A 24,871-nucleotide genomic window follows, 5' to 3' on the forward strand; every position below is an offset into this window, starting at 1 on the left:
TACAAAAATCCTTCTCGAATACGCACAGTTATCCTTCGGTCAGTAGGAATGCCGCAAGACCACGGTCAGTAGGAATGCTGTAAGACCACTGTCAGTAGGAATGCCGCAAGACGACCGTCCCGTTCGCGTTGCGGACGGTGATCGTGTCACCGCCGTTATTCCAGACGGCGCCGTCGGCATCCCAGTAGACCTCCGATTCGGTGTCGGTTCCCGAACCGGTCCGGAGCGTCAGTTCTGCCCCCGGTGGGAGCGTGGTCCCCGTCGGGAAGGTATACGAGTGGCCACCGTCGTCGGAGACGGTCCACCCCGAGAGGTCGAGTTCGGTGTCCCCGGTATTGCGGAACGTCACGTACTCGTCGTTGAGATTCTCGTGGTCGTTGCCTGCGGCGTCGGCGTGGACCTCTCCGACCGCAAGCGGGCCCTCCGTGGCTGTCCCGACAGTCCCGCCGGTGTTGTCGATGCACGACCAGAGTCCGCGGCGGTCCTCGCGTGCCGCGCTCGCTGCTCGTTCGTACCGCTCACGTTCGGTAAAGGTGCTCTCGTAGATCCGGGCGTGGCCGTCCCGGAGCAGGGCGTAGTTGAATGACTCGTTCCCGACGTAGACGTAGGCGAGCAACCTGCCGTAGTACCCTCGCTTGTCGGCGCGTTCGTCGAAGACAAGCGTGACGGTTTTGCCGGCTAATCGATCCGACGCGTACGCCGAGGCGTTCTCGCCAGCCTGTCGCAGACAGCGTGCCCCGGCGTCGGTGTCCGGGATGCCGTCGAACTCCTCGGGGGTGTTTTCCGCGTGAACCTCCGGAGTATCGACGCCCAGCAGTCGGACAGTCTCCCGCGTCCCGTTCGGGTAGGCCACCTTTATCGTGTCGCCGTCGACGACCTCGGTGACGGTCACGCGGACGCCGTCTGTCGGCGTGCCGGCGGTCGGTCCCGACGAGTCGCCGGTCGCTGCGCCGTCCCCCGCGCCGGGTGCCGGAACACCTGAGAGACAGCCGGCCGAAACCACGAGGAGAACGACGAGGAGCGTCTGTGTTCGCATAGCGAGCGGATCGGCAGCGGGTGTCGAAAACTGAACCCGACCGATTTATGTCCGTTTTCTGTTACAAAGGTTTAAATTCACCGTTCACCACAAACCTTATAATGGAACGTCCGAGTCGCCAGCGCCAGCGCGAGCAGGAAAGCGAACAGTCGGGCGAGGAACGCCTCGTATGCCCCGAATGCGAGTCGCAGGACATCGTGACAGACGCCGACCAGGGCGAGTTGGTCTGTGACGACTGTGGCCTGGTGTTGGACGAACAGCAGATCGATCGGGGGCCGGAGTGGCGGGCGTTCAACCACTCCGAGCGGCAGTCGAAATCCCGTGTCGGCGCGCCGATCACCGAAACGATGCACGACCGCGGGTTGACGACGACGATCGACTGGAAGGACAAAGACGCCTACGGGCGGTCGCTCTCCTCGGAGAAGCGCTCGCAGATGCACCGCCTGCGGAAGTGGCAGGAGCGCATCCGCACGAAGGACGCGGGCGAGCGCAACCTGCAGTTTGCGCTCTCGGAGATCGACCGAATGGCTTCGGCGCTTGGGGTCCCGCGATCGGTTCGGGAGGTCGCCTCCGTCATCTATCGACGGGCACTCAACGAGGACCTGATCCGGGGGCGCTCCATCGAGGGCGTCGCGACCTCGGCGCTCTATGCCGCCTGTCGACAGGAAGGCATCCCCCGCTCGCTGGACGAGGTCGCCGAAGTGTCGCGTGTCCCCCAAAAGGAGATCGGACGGACCTACCGCTACATCTCCCAGGAACTCGGACTGGAACTCAAACCGGTCGATCCGAAGCAGTTCGTGCCGCGGTTTGCCTCCTCGCTCGGACTGAGCGAGGAGGTCCAGTCGAAGGCGACGGAGATCATCGACGTCTCCGCCGAACAGGGCTTGCTGTCGGGCAAGTCGCCGACGGGCTTCGCAGCAGCGGCGATCTACGCCGCCTCGCTTCTGTGTAACGAGAAGAAGACCCAGCGGGAGGTCGCCGACGTCGCGCAGGTGACGGAGGTCACTATCCGCAACCGCTATCAGGAGCAGATCGAAGCGATGGGCTTCCGGTAGTCGAGCCCCTTTCTGGGTCACTCCGGACCCGTGTTGTTCTCGCTGGCTTTCACAGTCACTCGACGACGTCGACTCCGGTGAACTCGAACCGGGCACCGCCGTCGTCGCTTTCGGTCACTGCGACGTCCCAGCCGTGCGCGTCGGCGATCTGCTTGACGATGTTCAGCCCCAGCCCCGTCCCGTCTTCGGTCGTGGTGAAGCCGGTTTCGAACACCTGTTCGCGCTCCTCTGCCGGGATCCCCGGACCGTCGTCTGCGACGTAGAAGCCGTCTGCAAGGTCGCCGACCGTCACGGTGACGTCCGGCCGCCCGTGTTCGATCGCGTTGCGGACAAGGTTCTCGAACAACTGCTGGAGCCGCGAGCGGTCAGCGCGAATCTGTCGGTCAGTGTCGACGACGAACGAGGCCTCGGGTGCCGAGACGGTCTCCTGGCAGTCGGACAGCAGTTCGCCGAGGTCGACGGGTTCGGTCTCGCCGGTGTTCCCACCCTCGCGTGCGAGGACGAGGAGGTCCTCGATCAACTCCTCCATCCGGCCCAGGGCGTCCTGTGCAGCCTTGCGGTGTTCGCTTCGGTGATCGGGATCGGTTTCGACCAGATCGAGCCGTCCCTTCGCTACGTTCAGCGGGTTGCGCAGGTCGTGGCTGACGACCGTAGCGAACTGTTCGAGCCGATCGATCTGCCGTTCGAGTTCCCGCTCGTCGGCCTTCCGGTCGGTGATGTCGCGGCTGAAGGCGATGAAGCGCTCCGTCGCGTCGATCTCGGCTTTCGTGATCCAGACCTCGACGGGGAACGTCGAGCCGTCTTTCCGCCGGTGCCGGCCCTCGATCTGGACCCGCTCGCCGACGCTCGCTTTCGTCCACGTCTCGCGGAGCGTCTCTCGGGAGTGACGGGCCTCGACGTCGGCGACGTTCATCGAGAGCAACTCCTCACGAGAGTAGCCCAGATTCTCGATCTGTTGGCGGTTGACCCGCAGGATCTCCCCGTCGACGTCGTGGACCGTGATGGCGTCCGGCGAATTCTCGAAAAGCGCGTTCAGCCGTTTTCTGTTGCGTTCCAGCGCCGCCTGGCGCTCCTTGTGCCCGGTGATCTCCGCGTTGACGGCGACAAAGTGAGTGGCCCCCGCGTCGGTTTCGACGGGGGCGATCGTCTGATCGACGACGTACCGGTCCCCGGATTTCGTCCGGTTCGTGATCTCGCTCCGCCAGACGTCGCCCGCGAGGATCGTCCCCCACAGCCGTTCGTAGAACTCCCGGTCGTGCTCGCCCGATTTCAGGATCCGGGGCGTCCGGCCGATCGCCTCCTCGGCGCTGTAGCCTGTGGTCGCCTCGAAGGCCTCGTTGACGTAGATGATGGTCCCGTCCCGTTCGGTGAAGTACACCGCGTGCCCTGATGCCTCGACAGCCTCGCGGAACAGGCGGAGTTGCGCTACGTTCGCTGTCTCCCGATTCCGGAGTTGGTCGCCGCCGTTTCCCACCGCCCGCGACGCCTCGACGGCGGTTTCGATCCGCCTCGCGAAGAGTGCGCCCTGGTCGACGCCGTCGCGTCGCCGGAGGAAATCCGTCGCCCCCGCCGCGATCGCCTCCTCTGGCGTGATATCGGCGTCCGGTTCGGCGACCAAAAGAACGGGGAGATCCGGATACGTCCCGCGGACGGCGCCGAGCAGTTCGATCCCGTTCCCGTCTCCTACTTGCTGTTCCGAGACCACACAATCGATCCGCTCGTCGTCGTTTGCCAGTCGATCGAGGACGCCGTCAGTGCGGGTCTCTGTGACGATCTCGAAATCTGGGGCAGCGTCTCCGAGATGGTGTGCTGTCGATTCGGCGGCGCCGTCAGCGACGCACAACACCCGGATCCCACCAGTCATACTGAGATTGTCCCGATCATTGGTTAAAAAGGGAGGGCGGTCGAGTCGTCAGCGCCGCGAGCGGTCGACGAACACCACTACCTCGCGGTTCCACAGTCCCAGCCGGTACGTCGTTGCCTCGTACGCCGGATCGAGCCGCTCTGCGACCACGTTCCGATTCCCGCGGTCGGTGACGACGATCGGCGGTACGGACCCGGTTTCGGCCAGCCCGTCCAGTTCTGTGGCGTTCGCCACGCTAGTCGCGTCGGCATCGGCCGACGCGACGTACCACGGCAGTGGCAGTCGGTTCCCCCAGATGTCGCCGACTGGCGGGAATCGCGTCGAGCGATGGTTGGGAACGTGGTAGGCGGATCCCACGTACACCACTTCAGCAGTCGATCGATCCCCATCGGTCGCGTTTGCCGCCGCAGATCTGATCGGGTCGAGATCGTCACTCGGCTGTCCATACTGCGCAAGCCGGTTGTCCCGGTCCGAGGGCCCGTAGACGTCACCGGCGATGACGCCACCGACCGCAGCCGTCACGGCGAGGACGACGAGCACGACGGCGACGACCGTGCCGGCGTCGAAATCGATGCCAGGGTCGATACGATCGCCCGCGTCGAACTCGGTGCCAACGTCGATCTCAGTATCCGCGTCGACGTCGTCGACGGGGCTCTCGGGCGCCGGATCGGCCGCGTCTCTCACCACGACTGCAGCGTCGGCACCCCACCGAAGCAAGGCCACCAGGCCGACCGCCGCCGGGAGCGACAGCGGGACGATCACGTGCACGAGCGTCCACGGAGCGGAGACCTCTGCGATCGTCGGGAACACCACGACCGCGAGCAGGCCCCAGTAGCCGACGCCCTCGACCACCGGCCGGCGCGTTTCCGTGTACCGTTCCCGCAACGTAGCCGCGGCCCCGAGGAGGACGACAGGGAGCGAGACGGCCAGAAAGAGCCTGCCGCTGTCGGCCACGTACGGAAGAATCGCGTGCGTCCCCTCCGGAAATCTGTTCACGATCCGAACGCCAACGAACCGCCGGAAGGCGCCGACTGTCCCCTCGTAGACCGCCAGGTGGACCGTCGACGGATCGTAGAGACCGATCGGGACGCCGGGCCCGGCCCGCGGAGCGAACAGGAAGGCGGTCACGCCCGTCGCGAGCAGTCCCGCACGAGCGGCCGGCGTCGACGTCCCTTCGAGGCGCTTTCGAAGGGTACCGACGGCCGCTCGTGCACTTCGACCGCCGTCGGCGGCGACGCTCCGCTGGTCGACGATGAGGAAAAGCGCCGCGAGCCAGCAGGCGACGTAGCCGACGACAAATCCCGAGGCTGAGGCTGCAAGCGGCAGCGCAACCGCGGCCGCGTACGCGTCGCGTCGGCTCCGTCGATCCCAGGCCCGCACCGCGAAGCCGACGGCGGCGAGACCGAACAGCGCGAGCGGGACGTCGCCGCGGAGAAACCGGGAGTAGTACAGCACGAGCGGCTGGACGGCGAGGACTGCCGCGAAGGCGACCGTCTCGGCGTCGTCGAGCCGATCCCGAAAGAGAAGGGCACAGAGCGGGAGTGCGGCGCCGAGAACCGCCACAGGGAGTCTGGCGAGCCGATCCGAGACGCCGACGAGAGAGAAAATCATCCGATCGAGATGGTAGAGGAGCGGCCCACCGGCGACGGGGCGGTACTGGAACGCGCCCGTCTCGACGTATCGAAGCGCCCAGTAACCGACGCGCGCCTCGTCCCAGTGGAACGGCCGTGCCCCGAGGTCGACGAGGCGGAGTGCGAGGCCGACCACGGCAATCCCGAGGACAGCGATGACGACGCGATCGATCGGGAGCGATCGGCTCTCGACAGCGTCGACAGCCGAATCGGGGGAGGTCTCCTCGTCACCCTCCTGCGACATAGGCCTCCCGTAGTCACCAGGGGGTAGAAGTTTTGTGATCGTCGACGAATCGATCCGACCGCGACCGGGATTCCAACGGCGCGGCGCGCCGAGACGATCCGGAACGCCCAAGCGCTCGCGAACGCCAGGTCGGATATGACTCTCGTGGACTCGCTGCCGCCGCGCCCGCTCGGCCCGGAGGAGTTGATGCAGCTCAACGCCGCCGACGCGCTGGAGCTCGCGGTTCCGGTCGAAGAGGAGGGCCGTGCGTCCGGCGTGCTCGTCGCCACCGACGCGTGGGTGAAAGGGCTCGCCTTCGATGCCGACGCCGAGTCGTGGACCGTCGTGGAGACGGTCAGTCTCTCGGCGGACGTCGAGCGCATCGACGGATTGCAGGCGTGCGAGGCCGAAATCCTCCGCTTCCGCGGGATCGATCCCGTGGAGGTGACAGCCGAGGACGCTCCCGGGAACTTCGAACCCGCAGTCGACGACGGCACCGCACCGGAGGGAACTGACTAGCACGCCTCGGCACCCTATCCGAGGATACTAACTAAAACCCCCCGGAACGTAGGTTGTCTCGACAGATGTACGACTCCATACTTGTTCCGACGGACGGCAGCGACGCGAGCGAGGGCGCAGTCGAACACGCGATCGAACTCGCGACGCAGTACGACGCGACGCTCCACGCTCTCTACGTGGTTGATACTGGTGCGTATTCCTCGCTGGAGATGGGCGCAGAGATCGTCGCCGAGGCACTCCAGGAGGAAGGCAAAAAGGCGGTCGACCGCATCGAGACGGCCGCGGAGGAAGCGGGCGTTTCGGTCGAAGCGACCGTGAAAACCGGCCTCGCCCACCGATCGATCGTCGACTACGTGGACGAGGAGGGAATCGATCTCGTGGTGATGGGCACCCACGGCCGCACCGGCGTCGGGCGCTTCCTCCTGGGCAGCGTCGCCGAGAAGGTCATCCGCACCGCGGACGCTCCGGTGATGACGGTCCGAACGCCGAAATCGGCCGACGAGGAAGAAAGCGAGGAGTAGCTCGCCCCGTTCGGTCGGGTAGCACTGAGCAGATCATCTCCCGGCTGCTTCGCAAAAGAGTTTTGACGCGATCCGCCGAACGCCGAGGTATGACCGAGTACAGTGTCGAGTTCATCGGCACGGGCGAGACTCTGGCGATTTCGGACAAACAGACGATTCTCAAAGCCTGCATCGAGGCGGGAATCGCCCAGGAGTACTCCTGTCGCGTCGGTATGTGTCTGGCTTGTTCGGCGAAGATCGTCGAGGGCGACGTCACCCAGCCCGCAGCACGGGCGCTGACCGACGAGGAGCGCGAGAACTACGCGCTGACCTGTATGGCCCGCCCCCAGAGCGATCTGAAGCTGAAACGGGGCGTGTACCCGCCGAGCATCGAAAGCGACGTCGGGACTGACGCCTCGCAGGCCGCCGCAGACGACTGATACTGATCACCTCTCACCGTTTCCCGCCGAGCGCCACTCCCGGTGGCGGCACCCGGCGGGAAGAGACGAGAGTAATCAGTATGAGGGTGGGTCGTCGGCTCGGCCCGTCAGTCGGCGTCGGCCCCTCCGGCCGCGCAGTTGTTCGGTCCGAGTTCCATCTCGAACGCCTCGTCGTCGTCGACGCGTTCGCGTCCGAGGTTCGTCGCGATTATCTGCTCGTAGTTGTTCGGCCGCGGTGGCATCGCCGAGAGGACGTGGTCGACGAACGCGTCAGACTCCATCGACAGCGCGTCTAGCGACCCCCGAAGCTCACCCAGTGTGGCGGCGTAGACCCCCGACTCGGCGGCCGTTGTGGTGGTGTCGTAGTGACCCGGCGCCACGATAACGTCGTCAGCGAGTTCGGCGAACTGCTCCGTCAGCGTCCGGTGGAGCAGCGCAGCCAGTTCGGGTGCGCCGTCGAGGCCCGCCTCCAGGTCGGGGCGTGCGACTGAGCGCAAGAAGAGGCTATCGCCCGCGAGCAGGACGTCGACTCCGCTCCCGGCGGTTTCCCCGACGGCGAACGCCGTCATCTCGTGGGTGTGACCGGGCGCCCCCAGCGCACGCAGAGTCGTCCCGCCGACAGTGAGCGTCTCGCCGTCGCCGACGAGTGTCGCGTCGAACGCGAGCCCGCGGTCGGCCGCGCCGGCGGGGAGGATCACCTCGGCGTCGGTCCGCTCGGCGACTTCGCGGACTCCGCTGACGTGGTCGGCGTGGACGTGCGTGTCGATCGCGTAGGATACGTCCGCGCCGAGGTCCGCCGCGTCCGCGACGTACCGGTCGGCGAAGGCCCGGAGCGGGTCGACGACCGCCGCTTCGCCGTCGCGCTCGACGAGGTAGCCGAGACAGCCGCTGGAGGGGCGTCGATACTGGCGGACGGTGGCCGGTCCGTCGGTCGGCACCTCGGCGGCGACCAGCAGGTCGGCCCACGCGTCCATCCCGCCCGCCAGGTTCGCCGCTTCGACGCCGGCCGTCGTCAGGAGGTCCGCGACGTACGCGCTGGCTTTCCCCTCGCCGCAGACCACCACGAGTGGTTCGGGGAGGTCCGGCGCTCGCTCGGCGACGGTCCCCTTGATCTCGGCCTGGACGAATTTCACGTAGGGGAGCTGTCTGCTGGTGACGCCCGGCCCGTCGACGTGCCAGGCGTCGTACTCGTCGCGGTCGCGGACATCCAGGATCGAGACGGGCTCTCCCGAACCGATTCGGGCGGCGAGAGTCGCCGGCGAGAGCGTGTCGACCTCGCCGTCCGGTTCCGGGTAGTCACGGTCACTCATACTCGCAACTACGGCGCTCGGTGGATTAAACAGCAGGGTAGCTGGATCGTGCTGTCCGGGTTACACCTCGACTGATAATGATTACTCTCACTACCGCCGGGCGCCACCCCCCGGTGGCGGCGCTCGGCGGGAAGAGACGAGAGTAATCACTATGAGGGCACATCCACACTGATTGTTCCGCCGCGGTGTCGATCGAAGCCGATCGCCACCAAGGCTTAACGCCTGCTGCTCCGAAGCGGGAGTATGGACACAGCCGACCTCCGAAACGCCGTCGAGACGACCAAGGAAACGGAACTCGACCGTCTCAGTTCGAGTAAACTGCTTCTCGCGCTGACCGACGCCGAACTCGACCGCGAGAGCGTTCTGCGAGCGGCCGCCGCCAGCGAACTCGCCGCCCGCGAGACGTTCTCCACGTGGGCCGACGACGAAGAACACGATGCGGCCGCAGACCTGTTCGCCGACGTCGCCGACCAGGAGCAGCGCCACTACGAGCAGGTCGCCGACCTCCTGGGCGAGGAGATCGAGCCCCCGGGCAGCGGCCCGATGCACGGCTACCTCCGGGAGCGTGCGGGGACCGTAGATCGCCTGGCCGGAGGGTTGCTGGGCCGGACGCTGGTCAGCGACCGGACCCACCTCCAGGTGGTCAGCTTCTTCGTCAACGAGGCCGACGAGGCCGCCGCCGACGTCTTCCGCGAACTGCGGACCGAAACTCGCGAGGCCCAGGATCGGGGACTGGACCTGCTGGATACGGTCTGTGAGACCGAAGCGGACTGGGAGACCGCCGAGGCCGTCGCGAGCTACGTCATCCAGCTCGCGTACGACGACTACACCGACGTGCTCGTGGGGATGGGTGTCGATCCCAAGCCGATCTGCTGAGGGGAAAGAGGGGCTTTCGCGCACGACTTCGCTCCGTTTGGTCGAACACTGTCGGAACGTCGCTCGGGCGAGCTCGATCCGGCTACGCCGGATCGAACAACGCAAATCGGAGATTGGCTGGCTCGACGAACCTACGCTTCGTCGAACAACTCCTCGCCGTCGACCATATGCTCGGCAACGGCGTCCATATCGAGCGTCACGCCGAGTCCGGGCGCCTCGGGGATCTCGATCGACCCATCCTCGATCACGGGTTCCTCGACCAGTTCGTCCCACCAGCCGAGTTCGTAGGAGTGGTATTCGACTGCCAGGGCGTTCGGGATCGCGGCGCCGACGTGAGCGGCGGCCATCGTCGCGACCGGCGAGGAGACGTTGTGCATCGCCACCGGCACGTAATACTGGTTTGCGACGTCGGCGATCTTCCGCGTCTCCCGCATCCCACCGACCTTCGGCAGGTCGGGTGCGATGATGTCGACCGCGCCGTTTTCGATCAGTCGCCGTTCCTCCGTGACGCGATAGCGGTTCTCGCCGACGGTGATCGGCGTCGTCGTCGCCTTCGTGACCTCCTCCTGGACGTCGAGGTTCTCCGGCGGGACGGGATCCTCCAGCCACCAGACGTCGTAGTCCTCGATAGCGTCGGCGAGGCGCTTGGCCGATCCGCCGGAGAACGTCCAGTGACAGTCGAAAGCGACGTCCGCCCGATCTCTCACGCGCTCCGTGACCGCCTCGACGATCTCGACTTTGTGCCGGATCTCGCCCGGACGGAGGTGTCGGTTCGCTCGGTCTTTCTCCAGGCCGGAGGGCACGTCGAGGTCGAACTTCAGCGCGTCGTAGCCGAGTTCCTCGACGACGCGCTCGGCCTCGTCGGCGCAGGCCTCGGGATCGGCCTCTGCCTCGGTGTGGCAGTCGCAGTAGACCCGCATCTCGTCGCGGTACTTGCCACCGAGCAACTGGTAAGCCGGGATCTCGAGGATCTTGCCCGCCAGGTCGTGGAGGGCGACCTCGATACCGGAGATCGCAGTGACCGTGACGCCTTCGATCGAACCCTCGCCCGACATCTTCTGGATCAGATGTTCGTAGAGCCGGTCGATGTCGAGCGGGTTCTCGCCGACGATCATCGGCTTCATCCGCTGGATGAGTTCCGGGACGCCGGCACCCCAGTACGCCTCGCCAGTACCGACGAGGCCAGCGTCGGTGTACACCCGCACGAGCGTCCACGGGAAGTTCCCGTCGATCATCGTGGTCTGGACGTCGGTGATCTCGACGTCGCGGCCGCCACCGCGCTCGCGCGTGACGCCCATCGTCTCCGCGGAGAGTTCCCGCATCGTGTACTCCGCGTTCGGATCGTGTAGATCGGCGTAGTCGATTCCCATAGTTTCGTATTTACTCGTTCCGATGTAACTCTTTGGAGACTGGGAACTGCCCCGAGCGGCCGGCGGATCTCACCACTCGTTCAGCCGGTTCAGCACGGAGACCGTCCGCAGAATCGATCCCGCGTCTCCCGGCTCGTACACCAGTTCGTCGGTCGCTCGGACGTGTTCGAGGACCGATGCCGAGGCGTGGCTCGGCGCCGCAGCGATTCCGGCGTCGGCGGACTCGGCCCACTCCATCACGCGCAGATCCGACTTGCTGTCGCCCATCACCGTCACGAAGGGGTCGTCGATCCCGAGGACGTCCAGCGCAGCCCTGACACCGGTGGGCTTGTCGAGGTCCAGGGAACCGATTTCGGCGGCGTCGGCGTGGTAGTACCCCACGTCGATCCGGTCGAACCGCTCCCGAACCGACTCTGGGATCTCTTCGACCCCACAGGACGGCGTCGCGTCCTCGCGGTCCAGTACCTGTGCGATCTCCGGATCGGCGTCGGTGTAGTATGCCCTCGCCCAGTTTGCGGCGCGTCCTCTGTCGTCGCCGTCGACGTCTCGGACCTCGATGCCGACTTCCCCGATCCCTTCGACGGTCTCGGCAACGGCCTGTCCGAGGAGGTCGACGAGGTACACCAACCCCTCGTCGATGACTGCCGCTGCGGCGTCGCTCCCGACGTCGAAATTCGGTTTGAGCGTCACGTTGAACTCGTTGCCCTGCAGATGTACCGAGCGACGGAGTTCTTCGGGGGCGGCGGTGAGAACGCGCGAGCGGACCACCGAGAACACCTCCTGGACGTCCTCGTCGAGCGTCTCGTAGAGCAACCGCTTCGTGTCGGAGCCGTGTCCCGGGGTGAAGACGCCCGTTCCTGCCTCGTAGACGATGCTGAGCGCCCCCGAGTGGACGAGTTCGGTGCCCAGTCCCTGGATGGCGAAGCCCTTCACGTTCTCCAGCGTCTGGCCTGTACAGATGACGATCGGGAGGCCCGCCTCGTGCATCTCCGTCAGGAGGTGCAACGTCTCCCGGGGGATTTCGTTGTCCGTGCGGCCCGCGGAGCGAAGTGTCTCGTCGACGTCGAGCACCAGGGCGTTCACCGACCGACCGTACTTCGAGTGGAGATCCAGCGCCGTGAAGGTCTGCTCTCGAGTTGCCCGAGCGGCGATTTCGGCGAGTGTGCCCCTGCCGTCGAACGCCGCGGTGATCTCTCGTTTTCGGGCGTCCAGTTCGTCGCTCGCGTCTTCCCAGTAGTCGAGCGCGACGCGGGAGTCCACCGGCGGAAAGAGGTCTACGAAGTTCTGCAGATCGCGCAGCGTATCCGTCTCGTACCCCTCGTAGAGTCGGTAGAGGAGATCGTATCGATCCATACGCGGAGTCGGTTATACGGGGATAAAAACGCATCCTCCGTTGCGTCGGATCGTGCGTCGTCGCCGGGCACGGGGCGAGCCGCGAAGGGGAAACGCTCAAACGGGCGACTGGCCTACATCGTCGTATGACAGACTGGACCGACAGCATCGTCGGCGACCGGATGACTGTCGACCGGGAGTTCACCGACCAAGTCGAGAATTCCGAGTTCACGAGCCAGGAGTGGGGCCTGATTATGACGGCGACTGAACTGGACATCGAGAACGCCGAAGACCCCGAGAACGCGCGGATGGTCGCGGATACGGAGAAACTCCCGCAGATTATGCCGGAACTCGAGAACGTGCGATCACAGATGGGATCGATGGCCGGCGGCCCCGGCGAGGACGACTCCTCCGGGGGTGGCCTGCTGGACTCGCTGAAGGGGGCGATCGGCCTCGACGCCGGAAGCAGCGGTTCGGACCAAGAGCGGATCGAAGCCGCAGAGCGGCTGACGCAGGCGTACGCGGACGAACTCCAGCGACATCTGGAATCCCGCGACAAGTGGGAGCAGGTCCGTATCGCGTATCTAGAGTAACCCCCGGCGGTCCAGTATCGGAGCGGCGATCGCTCCGGGAGGAGAACGCTTTCCCTGCCGGCCGTCGTGTGTCCGCGTATGAGCGACGATGACATCCGCGAGTTCGACGGTATTCGGCTCGAACGGGTCCGCGAGCACGTCTGGGAACTCCCCCGTGAAGGTGATATGCGGGTCCCGGCCCGAGTGCTCGCAAGCGAGGAACTGCTCGAACAGATCGGCGACGACAAGACGCTGACCCAACTGCGCAACGCGACGCATCTCCCGGGGATCGTCGAACCCGCGATCTGTCTCCCCGACGGCCACCAAGGCTATGGGTTCCCCGTCGGCGGCGTCGGCGCGACCGACGTCGAGACCGGCTGTCTCTCGCCCGGGGCGATCGGCTACGACATCAACTGCGGCGTCCGGATGGTGACGACGAACCTGACGTACGACGACCTCGTCGGCCACGAGGCGGAGCTGGTGGATGCGCTCTTTGCGAACATCCCGTCGGGGCTCGGCGGCGGCGGTGTCGTCGAAGCCGGCACGGAGACGGTCGAAGAGATTCTCGCCCGCGGCGTCGACTGGGCGCTCGAACACGGCTACGCCGTTGAGGACGACCTCACGCACTGTGAAGACGAGGGGATGCGTCGGGATGCCGTTCCGGCCGCAGTGTCGCAGAAGGCCAAAGACCGCGGTAAAAACCAGATCGGCAGCCTCGGTTCCGGCAATCACTTCCTCGAGGTCCAGCGGGTGACCGACATCTATCGGCCGGCAGTCGCCGAGGAGTTCGGCCTCGAAGCCGACCAGATCGTCGTCCTCATCCACTGTGGCTCCCGCGGGCTCGGTCACCAGGTCTGTACCGACTACCTCCGCGAGATCGAACAGACCCACGGCGACCTGCTGGCGGAACTTCCGGACAGGGAACTGGCGGCCGCCCCCGCGGGATCGGACCTCGCAGAGGAGTACTACGGCGCGATGTGTGCGGCGATCAACTTCGCGTGGGTGAACCGCCAGCTCATCACCCACCGGGTGCGGCAGGTGTTCGAGCGCGTCTTCGATCGGGACTGGGAGGCGATGGAGATGAACCTGCTCTACGACGTCGCCCACAACATCGGCAAGAAGGAGGTCCACGAGGTCGGCGTCGACGAGGACGGCCGACCGGCCACCGTCGACGCGGCGGTCGACCGCGAAAAGCGGGAACTCTACGTCCACCGGAAGGGTGCCACCCGCGCGTTCCCGGCCGGGCGGCCGGAACTGCCAGCCGCCTACCGGGACGTCGGCCAACCGGTCATCATCCCGGGCAGTATGGGCGCCGGATCGTACGTGCTCCGGGGCGGGGAGAACTCGCTCGACCTCTCGTTCGGTTCGACGGCCCACGGCGCCGGCCGGACGATGAGTCGGACGCAAGCAAAGAACGAATACTGGGGCGAGACCGTCCAGGACGAACTCCGCGATCAAGAGAAGATCTACGTGAAGGCGCAGTCGGGCGCGACCGTCGCCGAGGAGGCACCGGGCGTCTACAAGGACGTCGACGAGGTGGTCCGCGTGTCCGACGAACTCGGCATCGGCGACAAGGTGGCGCGGACGTTCCCCGTCTGTAACATCAAGGGGTGAGCGCGACGAGACAGCGCATCAGGGTACGGGGCGAACAGGCGGCGCATTCTGACGCCCCCGACGGCGCGCCGCGCTCCCGCCGTGACCGTCGGGGGACCGCCTTCAGGTCACGCCGGGGCTGGCCTCCCGATCGGGTAAAAACCCTCGCGGTGTTCCGATCCGGCGAGATCCCTGCTACTGGTCGTGCGTGCAGATCACCAGCCGCTCGTCTTCGTGGGTTACACAGACCCGTTCGGCGCCGCCGAGATCGAACGAGTGGCTGCGCCGCTCGGTGAGAAGCAACCGGGAGAACGCGTCGCCGCAGGCCGGACACTCGACGCCTTCACGGTTCTCATACAGCGTGACGTCGCCGCCGTCGCGGAGGAGTTTCATCCGGTGACGGACGGCGTGTTGGTCGAATCGCTCGGCCATCGCCGGGTGTCCGAGAGCCGCGGCCAAAACCGTTGCTGTCGCGATCGCCACCGGCCGTGAAACGAGTCTCTTTAGCCCAGCCGCGAAAGTCGATCCCTCGCACGGGCGAGCGCCGTCTCCTCGTCGTCGTGGAGGTACGCGACGAGTTCGCGGGCGGCACGGACGAGTGCCTCCGATTCCTCGGCCGGCACGTCGCCGTAGATTGCCTCGACGCGTCGCACGTGCGTATCGAGCCTCTCACGCACCTTGCTCGCGGCCGTGTCCGGATTGTCCTCCAACCAGACACCGACGTCGGTGATGAACCCGTCGAGCACCTCCGCGTACGCGAGCCCGCGGGCGGCAGTCATCGACGCCGGGACAGTGTCCGGGGCCGGCCGCTCGCCGGAGTCGGCGCCGCGGAGGAGTTCGAGCACGTACAGCCGGGCATCGTCGTCGGGATCGCGCGTCCGGTCGAAGACGTCGACGGCGTGGAGCAGTTCGGCCGCCGCGAGCACCGTCTCGTCGACGGGACGCAATTCGCCGCCGTGCAGGAACCCGCGACGGCGAACGTAGTCCCGGAGCGTCGTTTTCAGGTCGGCCGCGACGTCCTCGATCGCAGTGTGCTCGCCGAGGGCAGCGCGATGGTCCGACAGGTCGAGTTCGACCGCCCCGTCGGTGTGTCGTTCCCGGTCGCCGAGGCCGACGCTCCGGAGACTCCCGCAGTCCGGACAGTCGACGCGGCCGGTGTCGTAGTACGACCATTCCCGGCCGCAGTCCGTACACCGGCGACGACCTCGGATTTCCATACGCTCCGGTTGAGTCCCGAATACAAAAAGCGCGTCGCGACGGCGCTCGCCGCAGTCGATATATTTATGTAGAGAAATCCGTAACCGTTGGATGACGCTTCGCTTGGAGGGCCGAAGCGTCAGCGGGGACCAACTCAGGGCGGCAAGCATCCGCGTGCCTTTCACGCGGCTTGCTTCCTTTTCCGTTCGGGTCGTTCGTCAGCCACTGGTCTCTTTGCTCCCGAAAAGGGTCGAAGTCACGCGACGGCCGACATATTTACTCGTTGACTTTCGAGGGGTAAATCTCCGGATATGTCCCTTGATCGGTATAGCGCATACGAGACGCTCTTGCCGGTTTCGAGCGCCCTGCGGCCGTCGTGAGCCGATATGTTTATTTCCGAGAACACTAAATAACACATAGAGTTCACCGATGTATGACCTGACAGGATTTCAGCGCGACCTGCTGTACGTGATCGCCGGGCTTGATGAACCCCACGGGCTCGCAATCAAAGACGAACTCGAAGAGTACTACGAAAAAGAGATCCACCACGGCCGGCTGTACCCCAATCTCGACACTCTCGTGGAGAAAGGACTCGTCGACAAGGGACAGCGCGACCGACGAACGAACTACTACACTCTCACCAGACGCGGCCGCCGCGAGATCGCCGCGCGCAAAGACTGGGAAGCAACCTACATCAACGTCACCTTCGACGGCATCGACGACGACTGATACTGATTACTCTCACGTTTCCCCGCCGAGCGTCGCCAACGGGGTAGCGCTCGGCGGGAAGAGACGAGCCTAATCAGTGTGAGACGGGCTCGTGGATCTGACGACCGGTGTTCACCACCCGCCGGTGGGCACCGCCCGGAGACGACACCCGGCCTGGCCACCCCGACGACTGCGGGTGACTTCACTCGCCTTCGGAGGGTGCTCCAGCACCTTCTTCTCCGTTCTGCGCCGTCGCCGGCGTCGGCTCTGCGAGGGAGGCGCCAAACTCGAAGCCGTCTCCTCCCTCGTGGTTTCCGTCACCGTCAGTGACGACGTCCGGATCCCACCCGGGCGGCTGAGACGATTCGTCCACCTGGGCGACGCTTGGATCGATCGAGTACGGGACCAGCGACTCGCGCTGAATCAGCACCGGCAGTACGTGCCGCGCGAAGTTGACGAGTAACACGAGGATGATCGGACCGAGGAAGATGCCGTACCAACCGAACAAAAGCGGCCCGAGCGTGTAGGCGATCATCACGGCGCCGACGTGGAGATTGCGACCCGAGACGTACGGTCGCAGGACGAGATCCGGGATCGCATCCACGATCACGAACGAAACGCCGGCGAATACGCCGGTGAACCACAGGGTAGTCGGGTCAGAGAGGTACGCATCGGCGCCCATATACACCGCGACCGGCACGTAGACGAGTTTCATACCGACGACGGGGACGAGACTCGCGACGCCCGCGATGAGGCCGACGAGGGCTGCAGCGGGGATACCGGTCCCCTGTGGTGCGAACAGATTCAGGACTGAGTACGCGATGACGCCGATCGTTCCGGTGAGGACGGCGTTGAGGATGTTGCCGAAGAAGATGTTCGTGAAGTCCCGGTCGACGCCGTCGAGGAAGGCTTCCAGGACGCCTCGGTCGTCGGCCACCTGTGTCCGCGTCCACATCGAGAGCTTCTGGTCGTCGCGGAGTAGATAAAACGCGACCGCGATCATCGCAAACAGGTGTACCAGCCCGATGCCGACGAAGGCGAGAACGTTACTCGCCGAACTCATCGAAGCGATCACCTGCTGAAATTGCGCGACTGTCAACATAGCCGGATCAAGCGCAAGCAGCCGCTCGAAGTCGGTCAGCCGGGCGAGTTGCTCGGACGTGATCGGGTACTGTGAGAGATCGAAAAGCCCCTCGTTCGTCAAACGGATCAGTTCACTGACCGCGATCGCGCCCGTATACGCAACGAGTGTCAGCGCCGGTAGCGCGAGCACGAAGAGCGCGACGGCGGCAGCGAGACTCGGCGGTCGGACCCGTTGTTTGATACGCCGGTAGATGGGACGTGTCGCGTAGTAGATGAACAGCCCGAAGACGAACGTCCCGATGAACGAGTGGACGACGAACAGAAGCGCCCCCATCAGGGCGAACCCGGCCACCCACCACGACAGCTGTGAGCGGTCCATCCCAACTACGGACATACCTATGCAGGAACGGCGGGCGGCAAAAAGCTACCGCGAACCCAGCCCTGACCGGTTCCTGTCCGACGATTCGGCTACTCGGCTGTCGAATCCGACGTAGCGGCTTCGGCTGTTGACTCGGCGGTTGGGGTCGCTGTCGCCGTTTCAGTCGGCATCGACGCGGCCGACGACTCCTTCGAGATCGTTGATTTCGATGACGCCACGTCACAGGCCAGCGCCGTCGAAAACACCCGGGCCCTGACGCTCCCGTCGGGCCGGACCGCCACGTGCGTCGCGGAGTCGTTGCAGTCGACGAAATCCCGCCGGATGCCGAGCATCCGTTCGTCCTCGTTCGACAGTGCGATGTCGAGGACGTAGTCCCGCGCCCGGTAGATTTCGATTCGGAGCGACCCGTAGGCCGGAAACTCGGTCGTCGCGTCCACGATACTCTCGCCCGTCGCTGCCGCGCGGAGTTCGACCTCGATCGTCCGTCGATCGGCGTCGTCGTTCCAGACCACTGCGCGGTGGTGAGCCGCCTCCGACGCCTCACCGACGCGCCGCGTCTCGAAGGGGTCCCTGGCGTCGAACTCCGAGAGCGTCCCGTCGCCCGTCGGTGGGAGTTCCTCGTCGGCCCCGGGGCTTCCGGGGGTGTCAGTCGTCGCCCCCGAAATGCACCCGGAGAGCGGGCTAACAAGGAGGGCGGACGCCACAGAGAGAAACCGGCGTCGACGCATCGATACCGAATACGGAAGCGGGTATCAAACCCGTTTGGATAGGTCGAATGCGCGTTTGAGTTACGCGGGCCGGTTTCCTCGAATGCACGTGTGAGTTACGCGGGCCGGTTTCCTCGAATGCGCGTGTGAGTAATCCTGAGCGGACAACAGGTCAGGTCCACTCGTCGAGCCCGGTCTGGACAACCGAGGACTCGATGCGTTCGAACCCGCGGGCGACCTCTTCGGCCGGGATCTCCCACTCCTCGGTAACGTAGGCGTGCGCGGCGTCGATGTCGGGTGAAATCTCCGTCCGGAAGTCGTACTCGTCGGTCACGGGTGGATCGAGAAACAGCTCGCGAATCCGGTCTGCGTGTTCGATGTACACCCCGCGGTCGTCGAGGACGGCCCACAGGTCTCCGTGTTCGCGGATCTCCGAGAGGGCAGTCTTCGGTCCGATCCCGGAGATACCCTCGTTGAAGTCTGTCCCACACAGGATCGCAACGTCGACGAGCTGTTCGCGGGTGAGTCCGTGCTTCGCGAGCGTCGCCTCGAGATCCATCAGTTCCGGATCGCCCTTCGAGGTGAGTCCGCGCAGGGTGTACGGCGCACCGAAGAGCAGCGTGTCGTAGTCCTCGCTGCCGACGTAGTCGACGTCGCCGCGGGCCGCCATATACGACGCCTGGGCCTCGCCCTCCGCGGGCGCCTCGACGATCGGGACGTCGAGCAGCTGAAGGAGTTCCCGCGTCGTCTCGTGGATCACGTCGGTCAGCCGTTGTGTCCGCGCTTCAAGTCTGGCCGCCGCGACGGCGTCACCGCGCTCCTCGGCTTCCTGCTTCCGCTCTTCGGCGCGCTCGCGGGCCGCCCGCCGCTCTGCCACCTCGTCGTCTTTGAGTTCCGTCACCCCGCCGTCGAAGACGAACACCGGGACCAGATCGTGCTCGAAGAACTTCGGCAGCCCCTGGACGACGCCCAGCAGGTTCGCGACCTCCTCGCCCGCCTCGGTGGTGTAGACGTCCTCGGCGGTGAACTTGACTGTCGTCGTCAGATACCGGTACAGCCAGTTGTGTGCGTCGACGGCGACGACGCTGCCGGCCACCTCGTCGAAGCTGACCTCTTCGAGCGCCGCCAGACTCCGCAGGTCTGCGTTACCCATCGCTCGGCGTTCGGGCGCCCGTCGATTTAACCCTCCGGGTCCGTCGGCTGTGTGATCGGTGCTGGTGGGTCGGCGCCGCGCTTCCGCTGGAGAAATGTCGTTTCCTGATCTCCGAGATCGCGCTCGCGGAAGCGGTCGAGACCCGCCTGGTACCGATCCGCGTCGACGGTTTCTGCCACGTCCGTCGGTAGACCGTCGGACTCTGCCGCAGTCATCTCCTCTTCGGCTGGTCGTTCGAGGACCAGTTCGGCCAGTCCCGTCTCGCGACCGGTCCACCGAAAGCCCGCCTTGTGCATCGCCTCGTAGGCGAAGGGGTTGTTGACGGCGATCCGGAGCCGCTCGTAGCCGCGCGCTGCGGCACGTGGGGCAGTGAAGGCCGCAAGTCGCGGTCCGATCCCCGAGCCTTTCACGTCCGAACGGACCGTCACGTAGCGGTACCAGAGCGTCGCGTCGTCAGTCCGGTCGGCGTTGAACGCGAGCGCGGCGACGATGCCGGTCTCGAAGTCGTCGGCGTCGGGGACGTCCCGCGGTATCTCTCCCGAGTCACCTCTCTCTCGCATCGCCGTATTGTCATCGGGATCCGCCGATGGCCCGCGAACGACGGCCTTGCCGGTGTTCGACATCACGAACTTGCCGGCGTACGCGAACCGCCGGTAATCGAGGCGGAGCGTCGGCCCGTCCGGGGGCCACCCGAGGACCTCGAACTCCATTTTCGGGCCCTACGAACGGCAGGGGAAAGAGTGCGGCGGTGCGACAGGCCCTTGTCAGGCGCCCGCGAAAGGCGAGGTATGTCCTTGCGGTTCGGTCCCGGCGACGTCCGTTTCTTCGACCGTCTCGCACGGCTCTACGACGCTGTGATGCCGCCCGCACGGGTGAAACCGCTCCGCGATGGCTTCGCGTTCGCCGATCGGCCGATCGACCGCGTCGTCGACCTGGCAGGCGGCACCGGCCGCGCCGGACGGGGACTCGCTACTGTCGGGTACGACCCGCTCGTCGTCGATATCTCCGGCGGGATGCTCGCACGCGCTCGCGAGAAGGGCCACGCGGTCGTCCGCGGCGACGCGAGTGCCCTCCCGATCAGCGACGACGCGGTGGACGCCGCCGTCGTCGTCGACGCGCTGCATCACCTCCCGGACCCGGAAGCGGGGCTGTCGGAGGCCTTCCGAGTTCTCCGTCCCGGCGGTGTACTCGTCGTCCAGGAGTTCGATCCACGCGGCCTTCGGGGGCGCGCGCTCGTGGCCGCCGAACGGCTCGTCGGGTTCGATTCGACGTTCTGGCGGCCCGCGGCGCTCTGTCAGTTGCTGTCGACGACGGGGTTCGAGGCCCGGATCGTTCGCGAGGGATTCGAGTACGTCGTCGTGGGACGGGTGCCGCGGGAGTGATGTGACGGAGGGTGCCGAGCCGAATCCGGGAGAGCCATTAGGGAGCGTCCGAATCGACGCGTATGGCATCCTCCGAGGAGTCGTTCCTCGCACGACGAATCGACGCCGAGGCGTTTCCGCTGGCGGTCGTCGACGTCCTCGCGCTCGCTGCGGTCCTGACTATCGGCGTGATCAACCACAACGGGGTCGAGTACCTCTCGACGAACCCCGTCGGGTGGCTTTTGACGCTCGTCCCGTTTCTGGTCGGATGGGCTGTAGCGGGGCCGCTCGTCGGTGCATACTCCGCGGGCGCGGCCGAATCAGCGAAGGCCGCCATCCCGCTTGCGATTCGGGCGTGGATCCCCGGTTCGATCATCGGCTTCGTCCTCCGCGCGTCGCCGCTGTTTTCGGGCGGCTTCCAGTGGACGTTCGGGATCGTTATGCTCCTCACGGGTGGGGTCTCTCTGGCCGTCTTCCGGTGGCTCTTCTTCAAACTCCGGGGTTGACCCCGTCAGCCGGCGTGTGTCGGTGTTTTCGGCGACGCCACGTTCATCTGACCCCGCCGGTTCCAGCGGCCGAGTGTCGTCGGAGCAAGTAGAGGCCGATCCCGGAGGCGACCGCCGCGAACCCCGCGAGCGTCGCAAAGAGCACAGCCGGCGTCCCGTAGGTCAGAATCGTGCCGGCGATCGCGCCGCCGAGCGCGCCGACGCCGAACACGCCGAGGTAGGTGAAGCCGTAGGAGAGTCCCCGCGTCCCGGCCGGGGAGTACTCCGCGACGGTGGCCTGATAGAACGGCTGGACGAGAAAGAGCGCCGCGCCGAGCATCGCGCCGACGGCTAAAAGCGGGACGATCCCGGCGTTCGCGGCCGGAAGGAACACGAGCGCGAGCACGGCTAATAGGCCGAAACCGCCGGCGAGGCCGCGCTCGACGGGGATCCGGTCCGATAGCTTCCCGCCCAGGTACTGGCCGAAGACGCCGACGATGAGCAGCCCCGAGTAGAAGTACCGCTCGGGGTTGATCGAGCGCGTCGACCCCGGCTGCACGCCCAGGGCGTCGGTCACGACCGGCGGGAGCAGCGAGGTCAGCGGCAGCGGGTCGAACCCGGGCAGCCCCTCAAGGAGGTTCGGCAGGAAGGTCAGAAAGCCGCGGTAGTAGAGCCCGGAGGCCATCACGACCACGAAGACGAGCGCGAAGGCGCCGGCGAAGAGCCGGCGGGTCTCGACGCCGAACTCGGCCAGCGAACCCACGCTGTCCGCGCGAGAATCTCCTCCGGTGTCGGTGTTGCCGGCGTCGGCACCGCCATCGTTCTCATTGTCGCCCCCGCCGTTCGGCGTCGCCTTCGCAACGTCGTCGACGGCTGCCGTCTCGTCGAACTGCGCCCGGACGGCGTAGGCCCCCGCAGCGAGGGCGGGTACCGCAAGCAGGATCGCCACCACCGTCCAATCGAGAAAGAGCAGCAGGATCGCCGTCAACAACGGTCCAAGGCCCGTTCCGACGTTACCGGCGATTCCGTGGTACGCAAAGCCCGTCCCGCGTTCGTGGACGCCCTTCGAGAGCAGCGTCAACCCCGCGGGGTGGTAGACGCTCGCGGCCGCCCCCCACAGCAGGAGCGCGATCGCGACGACGAGGAGATTCGGCGAGAGGCCGAGCAGAACGAACGAAGCGGCCATCCCGAACAGACAGGCCGTGATCAGTCGATCGGAGCCGATCCGGTCGACGAGGACTCCGCCCGGCAGCGCGCCGACGCCGAAGAGGCCGTAGCCCGCGGTCACGACGAGTCCCAGTGTCGCCTCCGTCACGCCGAATTCGACGAATCCGAGCGAGAGGACGTCGAACTCGACCAGCCAGATCGACACGAAGATGGGGATCGACAGCTCGTAGGTGTGGACCATCCCGTGGGCAAGCATCACGAGCGCCACGATCGACCGGTCGTTCGCGTTCACGTCCCTTTTTGTGCGGAGCGGGACTTTCAACGCTCCGGATTTATCCGTCGGACTGTCTGCACGGTCGGTCCTGCGCATTGCGCTCGGTGACTGGAATCGCCGTAGTCAGTATCCGGAGACAGGACGCCCACTCATAAGTTATGAGTAACGTCGAAGAGGCCCACTGAATTACTATGTGTTACCCCTGAGAAAAATTTATATTTCCCACATCAGTAGTATAGAGTGAGTATGCCAGGGTACTACGATTACGTGCTCGGCCTCATTCCGCTCACGCTGTTCGGGATGACTGGCAGCCTCACGTGGGTCGGCCTGTCGCTGACGGCGGCGCTGCCCATCGCCGCTGCGGTCGCCCTGGGAATCATCGGCCACGCGATGTTCGTCCGGGCACCCGTGGCGACGACCCCCGACCGACGCGAGCGTGATGAGATCGGACCCGACGGCAACGCACCGTATCCGAACGCCGACTGATCGTTTTCCGTTCGATTTTCTGTTTCGCCGTTTGCTTGTTCGCTCGCAGTTGGTCAGTCTCCCCACGACTTCTCCCGCACGTTCTTGTCGGTGGCCGTCGAAGTCGGGGATATGACCGAGACGCTGTTCCTCACGAGCGACGACGTCGACGGCCTCGCGACGCCCGCGGAGTTCGTCGACGCGGTCCGGGAGGCCTACCGACAGCGCGGCGAAGGAGCCCCCGCCGAACCGCGGACGAAACTGAAAAACGCCGACCCGCCGGGCTTTCTGACGACCTACGCCGCAGTGCTTCCGGACACCGGCGTGATGGGCGGATATATGTACGCAGCTGGCTTCGCGGCCGAGGATTCGTGGTTCGCGACGCCGCTTTTCGACGCCGAGACCGGGGAGCCGATCGCGCTGCTCGACGGCGCCAGTATGAACCCCTTCAAGACGGGCGCGACCGGCGCGGTGGCCGCAGACGAACTCGCCCGACAGGACGCATCCTCGGCGGCGATCATCGGCAGTGGTGCGCAGGCACGGGGGCAACTCCGCGCGCTTTCAACGGTCCGCGACCTGGAGACGGTGTGGGTCTACTCGCCGACCAAGGAACACAGAGAGTCCTTCGCCGGCGAGATGGATCGCCGGCTCGACGGGAGCGTCGCCGCAGTCGCCTCCGCCGCGGCAGCCGTCGAGGGCGCGGACATCGTCGTGACAGCGACGAACGCGAGCGAGCCCGTCTTCGACGGTGACCTGCTCGAACCGGGGGCGCACGTCACCGCGATGGGACAGTACGACCCGGCGAAACGCGAACTCGACACGACGACCATCGAGCGCGCGACGTACGTACCTGATCTCCGCGCCCGCGCCACGCAGGACGCCGGCTCGTTCCTGCACGCGCTGGAGGAAGGCGTCGTCGACGAGGACCACATCCACGCCGAACTGGGCGACGTCGTCGCCGGCTACGAACCCGGCCGCCAGGCCCGCGACGACATCACCGTCTTCGACAGCGGCGGGACGGGTATCGAGACGGCCGCCGGCGCGTATCTGCTCTACGAGCGGGCGAGTGCGGCCGACCTGGGGACTACTATCGACTTCGCGCCGGGGAGCGAGGCGCTCACCGGCGAATAGCGGCTCCTGGTCTTCGTCGACATCCCGTAGCGGCGGTGGACATCGCTATTCAGGCACGTCCCAAGACGTTCAGGAGAGGTAATTAGATTAGTTGAAACAGCTGATGCAAAATACTCGGGACAGGCGACTTATGGGCCGAATCCAAGTAATCCGAGTATAATGAGCGTGAGGCCGCCCAGTATCGCAAAAAACGCAGTCATAGCTGCGTATGCACGTTGCTCTTGTTTCGCTTGTTCTGGATCTGATTCCCACTGGTTGGCACTTGGATAATTACGGACTGACAGCGGGCGTGCCAGTGCATATCCCCCGACTATGATACATAATATGCCTGTCGCCTCTGTCAATACCATACTCTGTCCGTATGGCTTCAACCCGAGGGCGCGTGGTAAACATTTTCCCAGTCCGCTCCGAAGATTACTTGATTTGCAAGTACGGTTCTA

General features: G+C 65.7%; 25 protein-coding genes. 12 read left to right on the forward strand and 13 right to left on the reverse strand.

What is annotated here, in order from left to right; translation table 11 throughout:
- Positions 1–91: 91 nt before the first annotated feature.
- On the reverse strand, positions 92–1,036 hold the full coding sequence (locus tag RJT37_RS09220) for a lamin tail domain-containing protein (protein WP_313689733.1): 945 nt from the start codon (positions 1,034–1,036) through the stop codon (positions 92–94).
- Positions 1,037–1,137: 101 nt separating this feature from the next.
- Between RJT37_RS09220 and RJT37_RS09225 the strand changes: the two genes are divergently transcribed.
- Positions 1,138–2,091, forward strand: coding sequence for a transcription initiation factor IIB (locus RJT37_RS09225; protein WP_313689736.1), 954 nt, complete (start codon positions 1,138–1,140; stop codon positions 2,089–2,091).
- Positions 2,092–2,146: 55 nt separating this feature from the next.
- On the opposite strand, the gene RJT37_RS09230 is transcribed toward RJT37_RS09225, so the two are convergent.
- Together RJT37_RS09230 and RJT37_RS09235 are read right to left on the reverse strand one after the other, a co-directional pair.
- Positions 2,147–3,955, reverse strand: a complete 1,809-nt coding sequence (locus tag RJT37_RS09230) for a PAS domain S-box protein (protein WP_313689738.1) — start codon at positions 3,953–3,955, stop codon at positions 2,147–2,149.
- A 48-nt stretch (positions 3,956–4,003) separates the two neighbouring features.
- Positions 4,004–5,830, reverse strand: a complete 1,827-nt coding sequence (locus RJT37_RS09235) for a flippase activity-associated protein Agl23 (RefSeq protein ID WP_313689740.1) — start codon at positions 5,828–5,830, stop codon at positions 4,004–4,006.
- A 135-nt stretch (positions 5,831–5,965) separates the two neighbouring features.
- On the opposite strand from RJT37_RS09235, the gene RJT37_RS09240 reads away from it, so the two are divergent.
- From RJT37_RS09240 to RJT37_RS09250, 3 genes are all read left to right on the forward strand, one after another.
- Entirely contained in the window at positions 5,966–6,328 is a 363-nt protein-coding gene (locus RJT37_RS09240; protein WP_313689742.1) for a DUF7964 domain-containing protein, read from the forward strand.
- A 65-nt stretch (positions 6,329–6,393) separates the two neighbouring features.
- Positions 6,394–6,849, forward strand: a complete 456-nt coding sequence (locus tag RJT37_RS09245) for a universal stress protein (RefSeq protein ID WP_313689744.1) — start codon at positions 6,394–6,396, stop codon at positions 6,847–6,849.
- A gap of 89 nt (positions 6,850–6,938) precedes the next feature.
- A complete protein-coding gene (locus tag RJT37_RS09250; protein WP_313689746.1) occupies positions 6,939–7,268 on the forward strand; it encodes a 2Fe-2S iron-sulfur cluster-binding protein in 330 nt (109 codons plus the stop codon).
- 107 nt (positions 7,269–7,375) lie between these two features.
- Here the strand turns inward: RJT37_RS09250 and RJT37_RS09255 are convergent, their stop codons facing one another.
- Positions 7,376–8,578, reverse strand: a complete 1,203-nt coding sequence (locus RJT37_RS09255) for an MBL fold metallo-hydrolase (protein WP_313689749.1) — start codon at positions 8,576–8,578, stop codon at positions 7,376–7,378.
- Positions 8,579–8,821: 243 nt separating this feature from the next.
- Between RJT37_RS09255 and RJT37_RS09260 the strand changes: the two genes are divergently transcribed.
- Positions 8,822–9,454 carry a rubrerythrin family protein gene (locus RJT37_RS09260; RefSeq protein ID WP_313689750.1) on the forward strand — a complete coding sequence of 211 codons (633 nt, stop codon included), beginning with the start codon at positions 8,822–8,824 and terminating at the stop codon, positions 9,452–9,454.
- A gap of 131 nt (positions 9,455–9,585) precedes the next feature.
- Here the strand turns inward: RJT37_RS09260 and RJT37_RS09265 are convergent, their stop codons facing one another.
- Entirely contained in the window at positions 9,586–10,824 is a 1,239-nt protein-coding gene (locus tag RJT37_RS09265; protein ID WP_313689752.1) for a mandelate racemase/muconate lactonizing enzyme family protein, read from the reverse strand.
- Between the two features lie 69 nt (positions 10,825–10,893).
- Positions 10,894–12,177: an HAD hydrolase family protein gene (locus RJT37_RS09270; protein WP_313689754.1), complete on the reverse strand. Its 1,284-nt coding sequence runs from the start codon at positions 12,175–12,177 to the stop codon at positions 10,894–10,896.
- 125 nt (positions 12,178–12,302) lie between these two features.
- Here RJT37_RS09270 and RJT37_RS09275 point away from each other — a divergent pair, with 125 nt between their 5' ends.
- Positions 12,303–12,749, forward strand: coding sequence for a DUF5799 family protein (locus tag RJT37_RS09275; protein WP_313689756.1), 447 nt, complete (start codon positions 12,303–12,305; stop codon positions 12,747–12,749).
- Between the two features lie 78 nt (positions 12,750–12,827).
- On the forward strand, positions 12,828–14,342 hold the full coding sequence (locus RJT37_RS09280; protein ID WP_313689759.1) for an RtcB family protein: 1,515 nt from the start codon (positions 12,828–12,830) through the stop codon (positions 14,340–14,342).
- Positions 14,343–14,516: 174 nt separating this feature from the next.
- Here the strand turns inward: RJT37_RS09280 and RJT37_RS09285 are convergent, their stop codons facing one another.
- Together RJT37_RS09285 and RJT37_RS09290 are read right to left on the reverse strand one after the other, a co-directional pair.
- Positions 14,517–14,753 carry a DUF7385 family protein gene (locus RJT37_RS09285; RefSeq protein WP_313689762.1) on the reverse strand — a complete coding sequence of 79 codons (237 nt, stop codon included), beginning with the start codon at positions 14,751–14,753 and terminating at the stop codon, positions 14,517–14,519.
- A gap of 71 nt (positions 14,754–14,824) precedes the next feature.
- Positions 14,825–15,538, reverse strand: a complete 714-nt coding sequence (locus RJT37_RS09290) for a DUF7117 family protein (RefSeq protein WP_313689765.1) — start codon at positions 15,536–15,538, stop codon at positions 14,825–14,827.
- 409 nt (positions 15,539–15,947) lie between these two features.
- On the opposite strand from RJT37_RS09290, the gene RJT37_RS09295 reads away from it, so the two are divergent.
- Positions 15,948–16,247 (forward strand): PadR family transcriptional regulator, encoded by a 300-nt coding sequence (locus tag RJT37_RS09295; RefSeq protein ID WP_311172773.1) that lies wholly within the window; start codon positions 15,948–15,950, stop codon positions 16,245–16,247.
- A gap of 181 nt (positions 16,248–16,428) precedes the next feature.
- On the opposite strand, the gene RJT37_RS09300 is transcribed toward RJT37_RS09295, so the two are convergent.
- The 4 genes from RJT37_RS09300 to RJT37_RS09315 form a co-directional block, all read right to left on the reverse strand.
- Positions 16,429–17,703: an AI-2E family transporter gene (locus tag RJT37_RS09300; RefSeq protein ID WP_313689766.1), complete on the reverse strand. Its 1,275-nt coding sequence runs from the start codon at positions 17,701–17,703 to the stop codon at positions 16,429–16,431.
- A gap of 74 nt (positions 17,704–17,777) precedes the next feature.
- Positions 17,778–18,416, reverse strand: coding sequence for a hypothetical protein (locus RJT37_RS09305; RefSeq protein WP_313689767.1), 639 nt, complete (start codon positions 18,414–18,416; stop codon positions 17,778–17,780).
- A 151-nt stretch (positions 18,417–18,567) separates the two neighbouring features.
- Positions 18,568–19,548, reverse strand: coding sequence for a flap endonuclease-1 (gene fen / locus RJT37_RS09310; protein WP_313689768.1), 981 nt, complete (start codon positions 19,546–19,548; stop codon positions 18,568–18,570).
- A 26-nt stretch (positions 19,549–19,574) separates the two neighbouring features.
- The gene (locus RJT37_RS09315; RefSeq protein WP_313689770.1) at positions 19,575–20,258 is read right to left on the reverse strand and encodes a GNAT family N-acetyltransferase; all 684 of its coding nucleotides are present in this window, start codon (positions 20,256–20,258) and stop codon (positions 19,575–19,577) included.
- Positions 20,259–20,336: 78 nt separating this feature from the next.
- Between RJT37_RS09315 and RJT37_RS09320 the strand changes: the two genes are divergently transcribed.
- Positions 20,337–20,930 (forward strand): class I SAM-dependent methyltransferase, encoded by a 594-nt coding sequence (locus RJT37_RS09320; protein WP_313689772.1) that lies wholly within the window; start codon positions 20,337–20,339, stop codon positions 20,928–20,930.
- A 62-nt stretch (positions 20,931–20,992) separates the two neighbouring features.
- A complete protein-coding gene (locus RJT37_RS09325) occupies positions 20,993–21,415 on the forward strand; it encodes a DUF3054 domain-containing protein (RefSeq protein WP_313689774.1) in 423 nt (140 codons plus the stop codon).
- A 43-nt stretch (positions 21,416–21,458) separates the two neighbouring features.
- On the opposite strand, the gene RJT37_RS09330 is transcribed toward RJT37_RS09325, so the two are convergent.
- Positions 21,459–22,817 carry an MFS transporter gene (locus RJT37_RS09330; protein ID WP_313689924.1) on the reverse strand — a complete coding sequence of 453 codons (1,359 nt, stop codon included), beginning with the start codon at positions 22,815–22,817 and terminating at the stop codon, positions 21,459–21,461.
- Between the two features lie 264 nt (positions 22,818–23,081).
- Between RJT37_RS09330 and RJT37_RS09335 the strand changes: the two genes are divergently transcribed.
- Complete coding sequence (locus RJT37_RS09335) at positions 23,082–23,321, forward strand: DUF8015 family protein (RefSeq protein ID WP_313689776.1); 240 nt, start codon at positions 23,082–23,084, stop codon at positions 23,319–23,321.
- 111 nt (positions 23,322–23,432) lie between these two features.
- Positions 23,433–24,431, forward strand: a complete 999-nt coding sequence (locus RJT37_RS09340) for an ornithine cyclodeaminase family protein (protein ID WP_313689778.1) — start codon at positions 23,433–23,435, stop codon at positions 24,429–24,431.
- Positions 24,432–24,871: the final 440 nt, after the last annotated feature.

Origin of the sequence: Halobellus marinus (genome assembly GCF_032113415.1) — an archaeon.
Classification (GTDB): Archaea; Halobacteriota; Halobacteria; order Halobacteriales; family Haloferacaceae; genus Haloquadratum; species Haloquadratum marinus.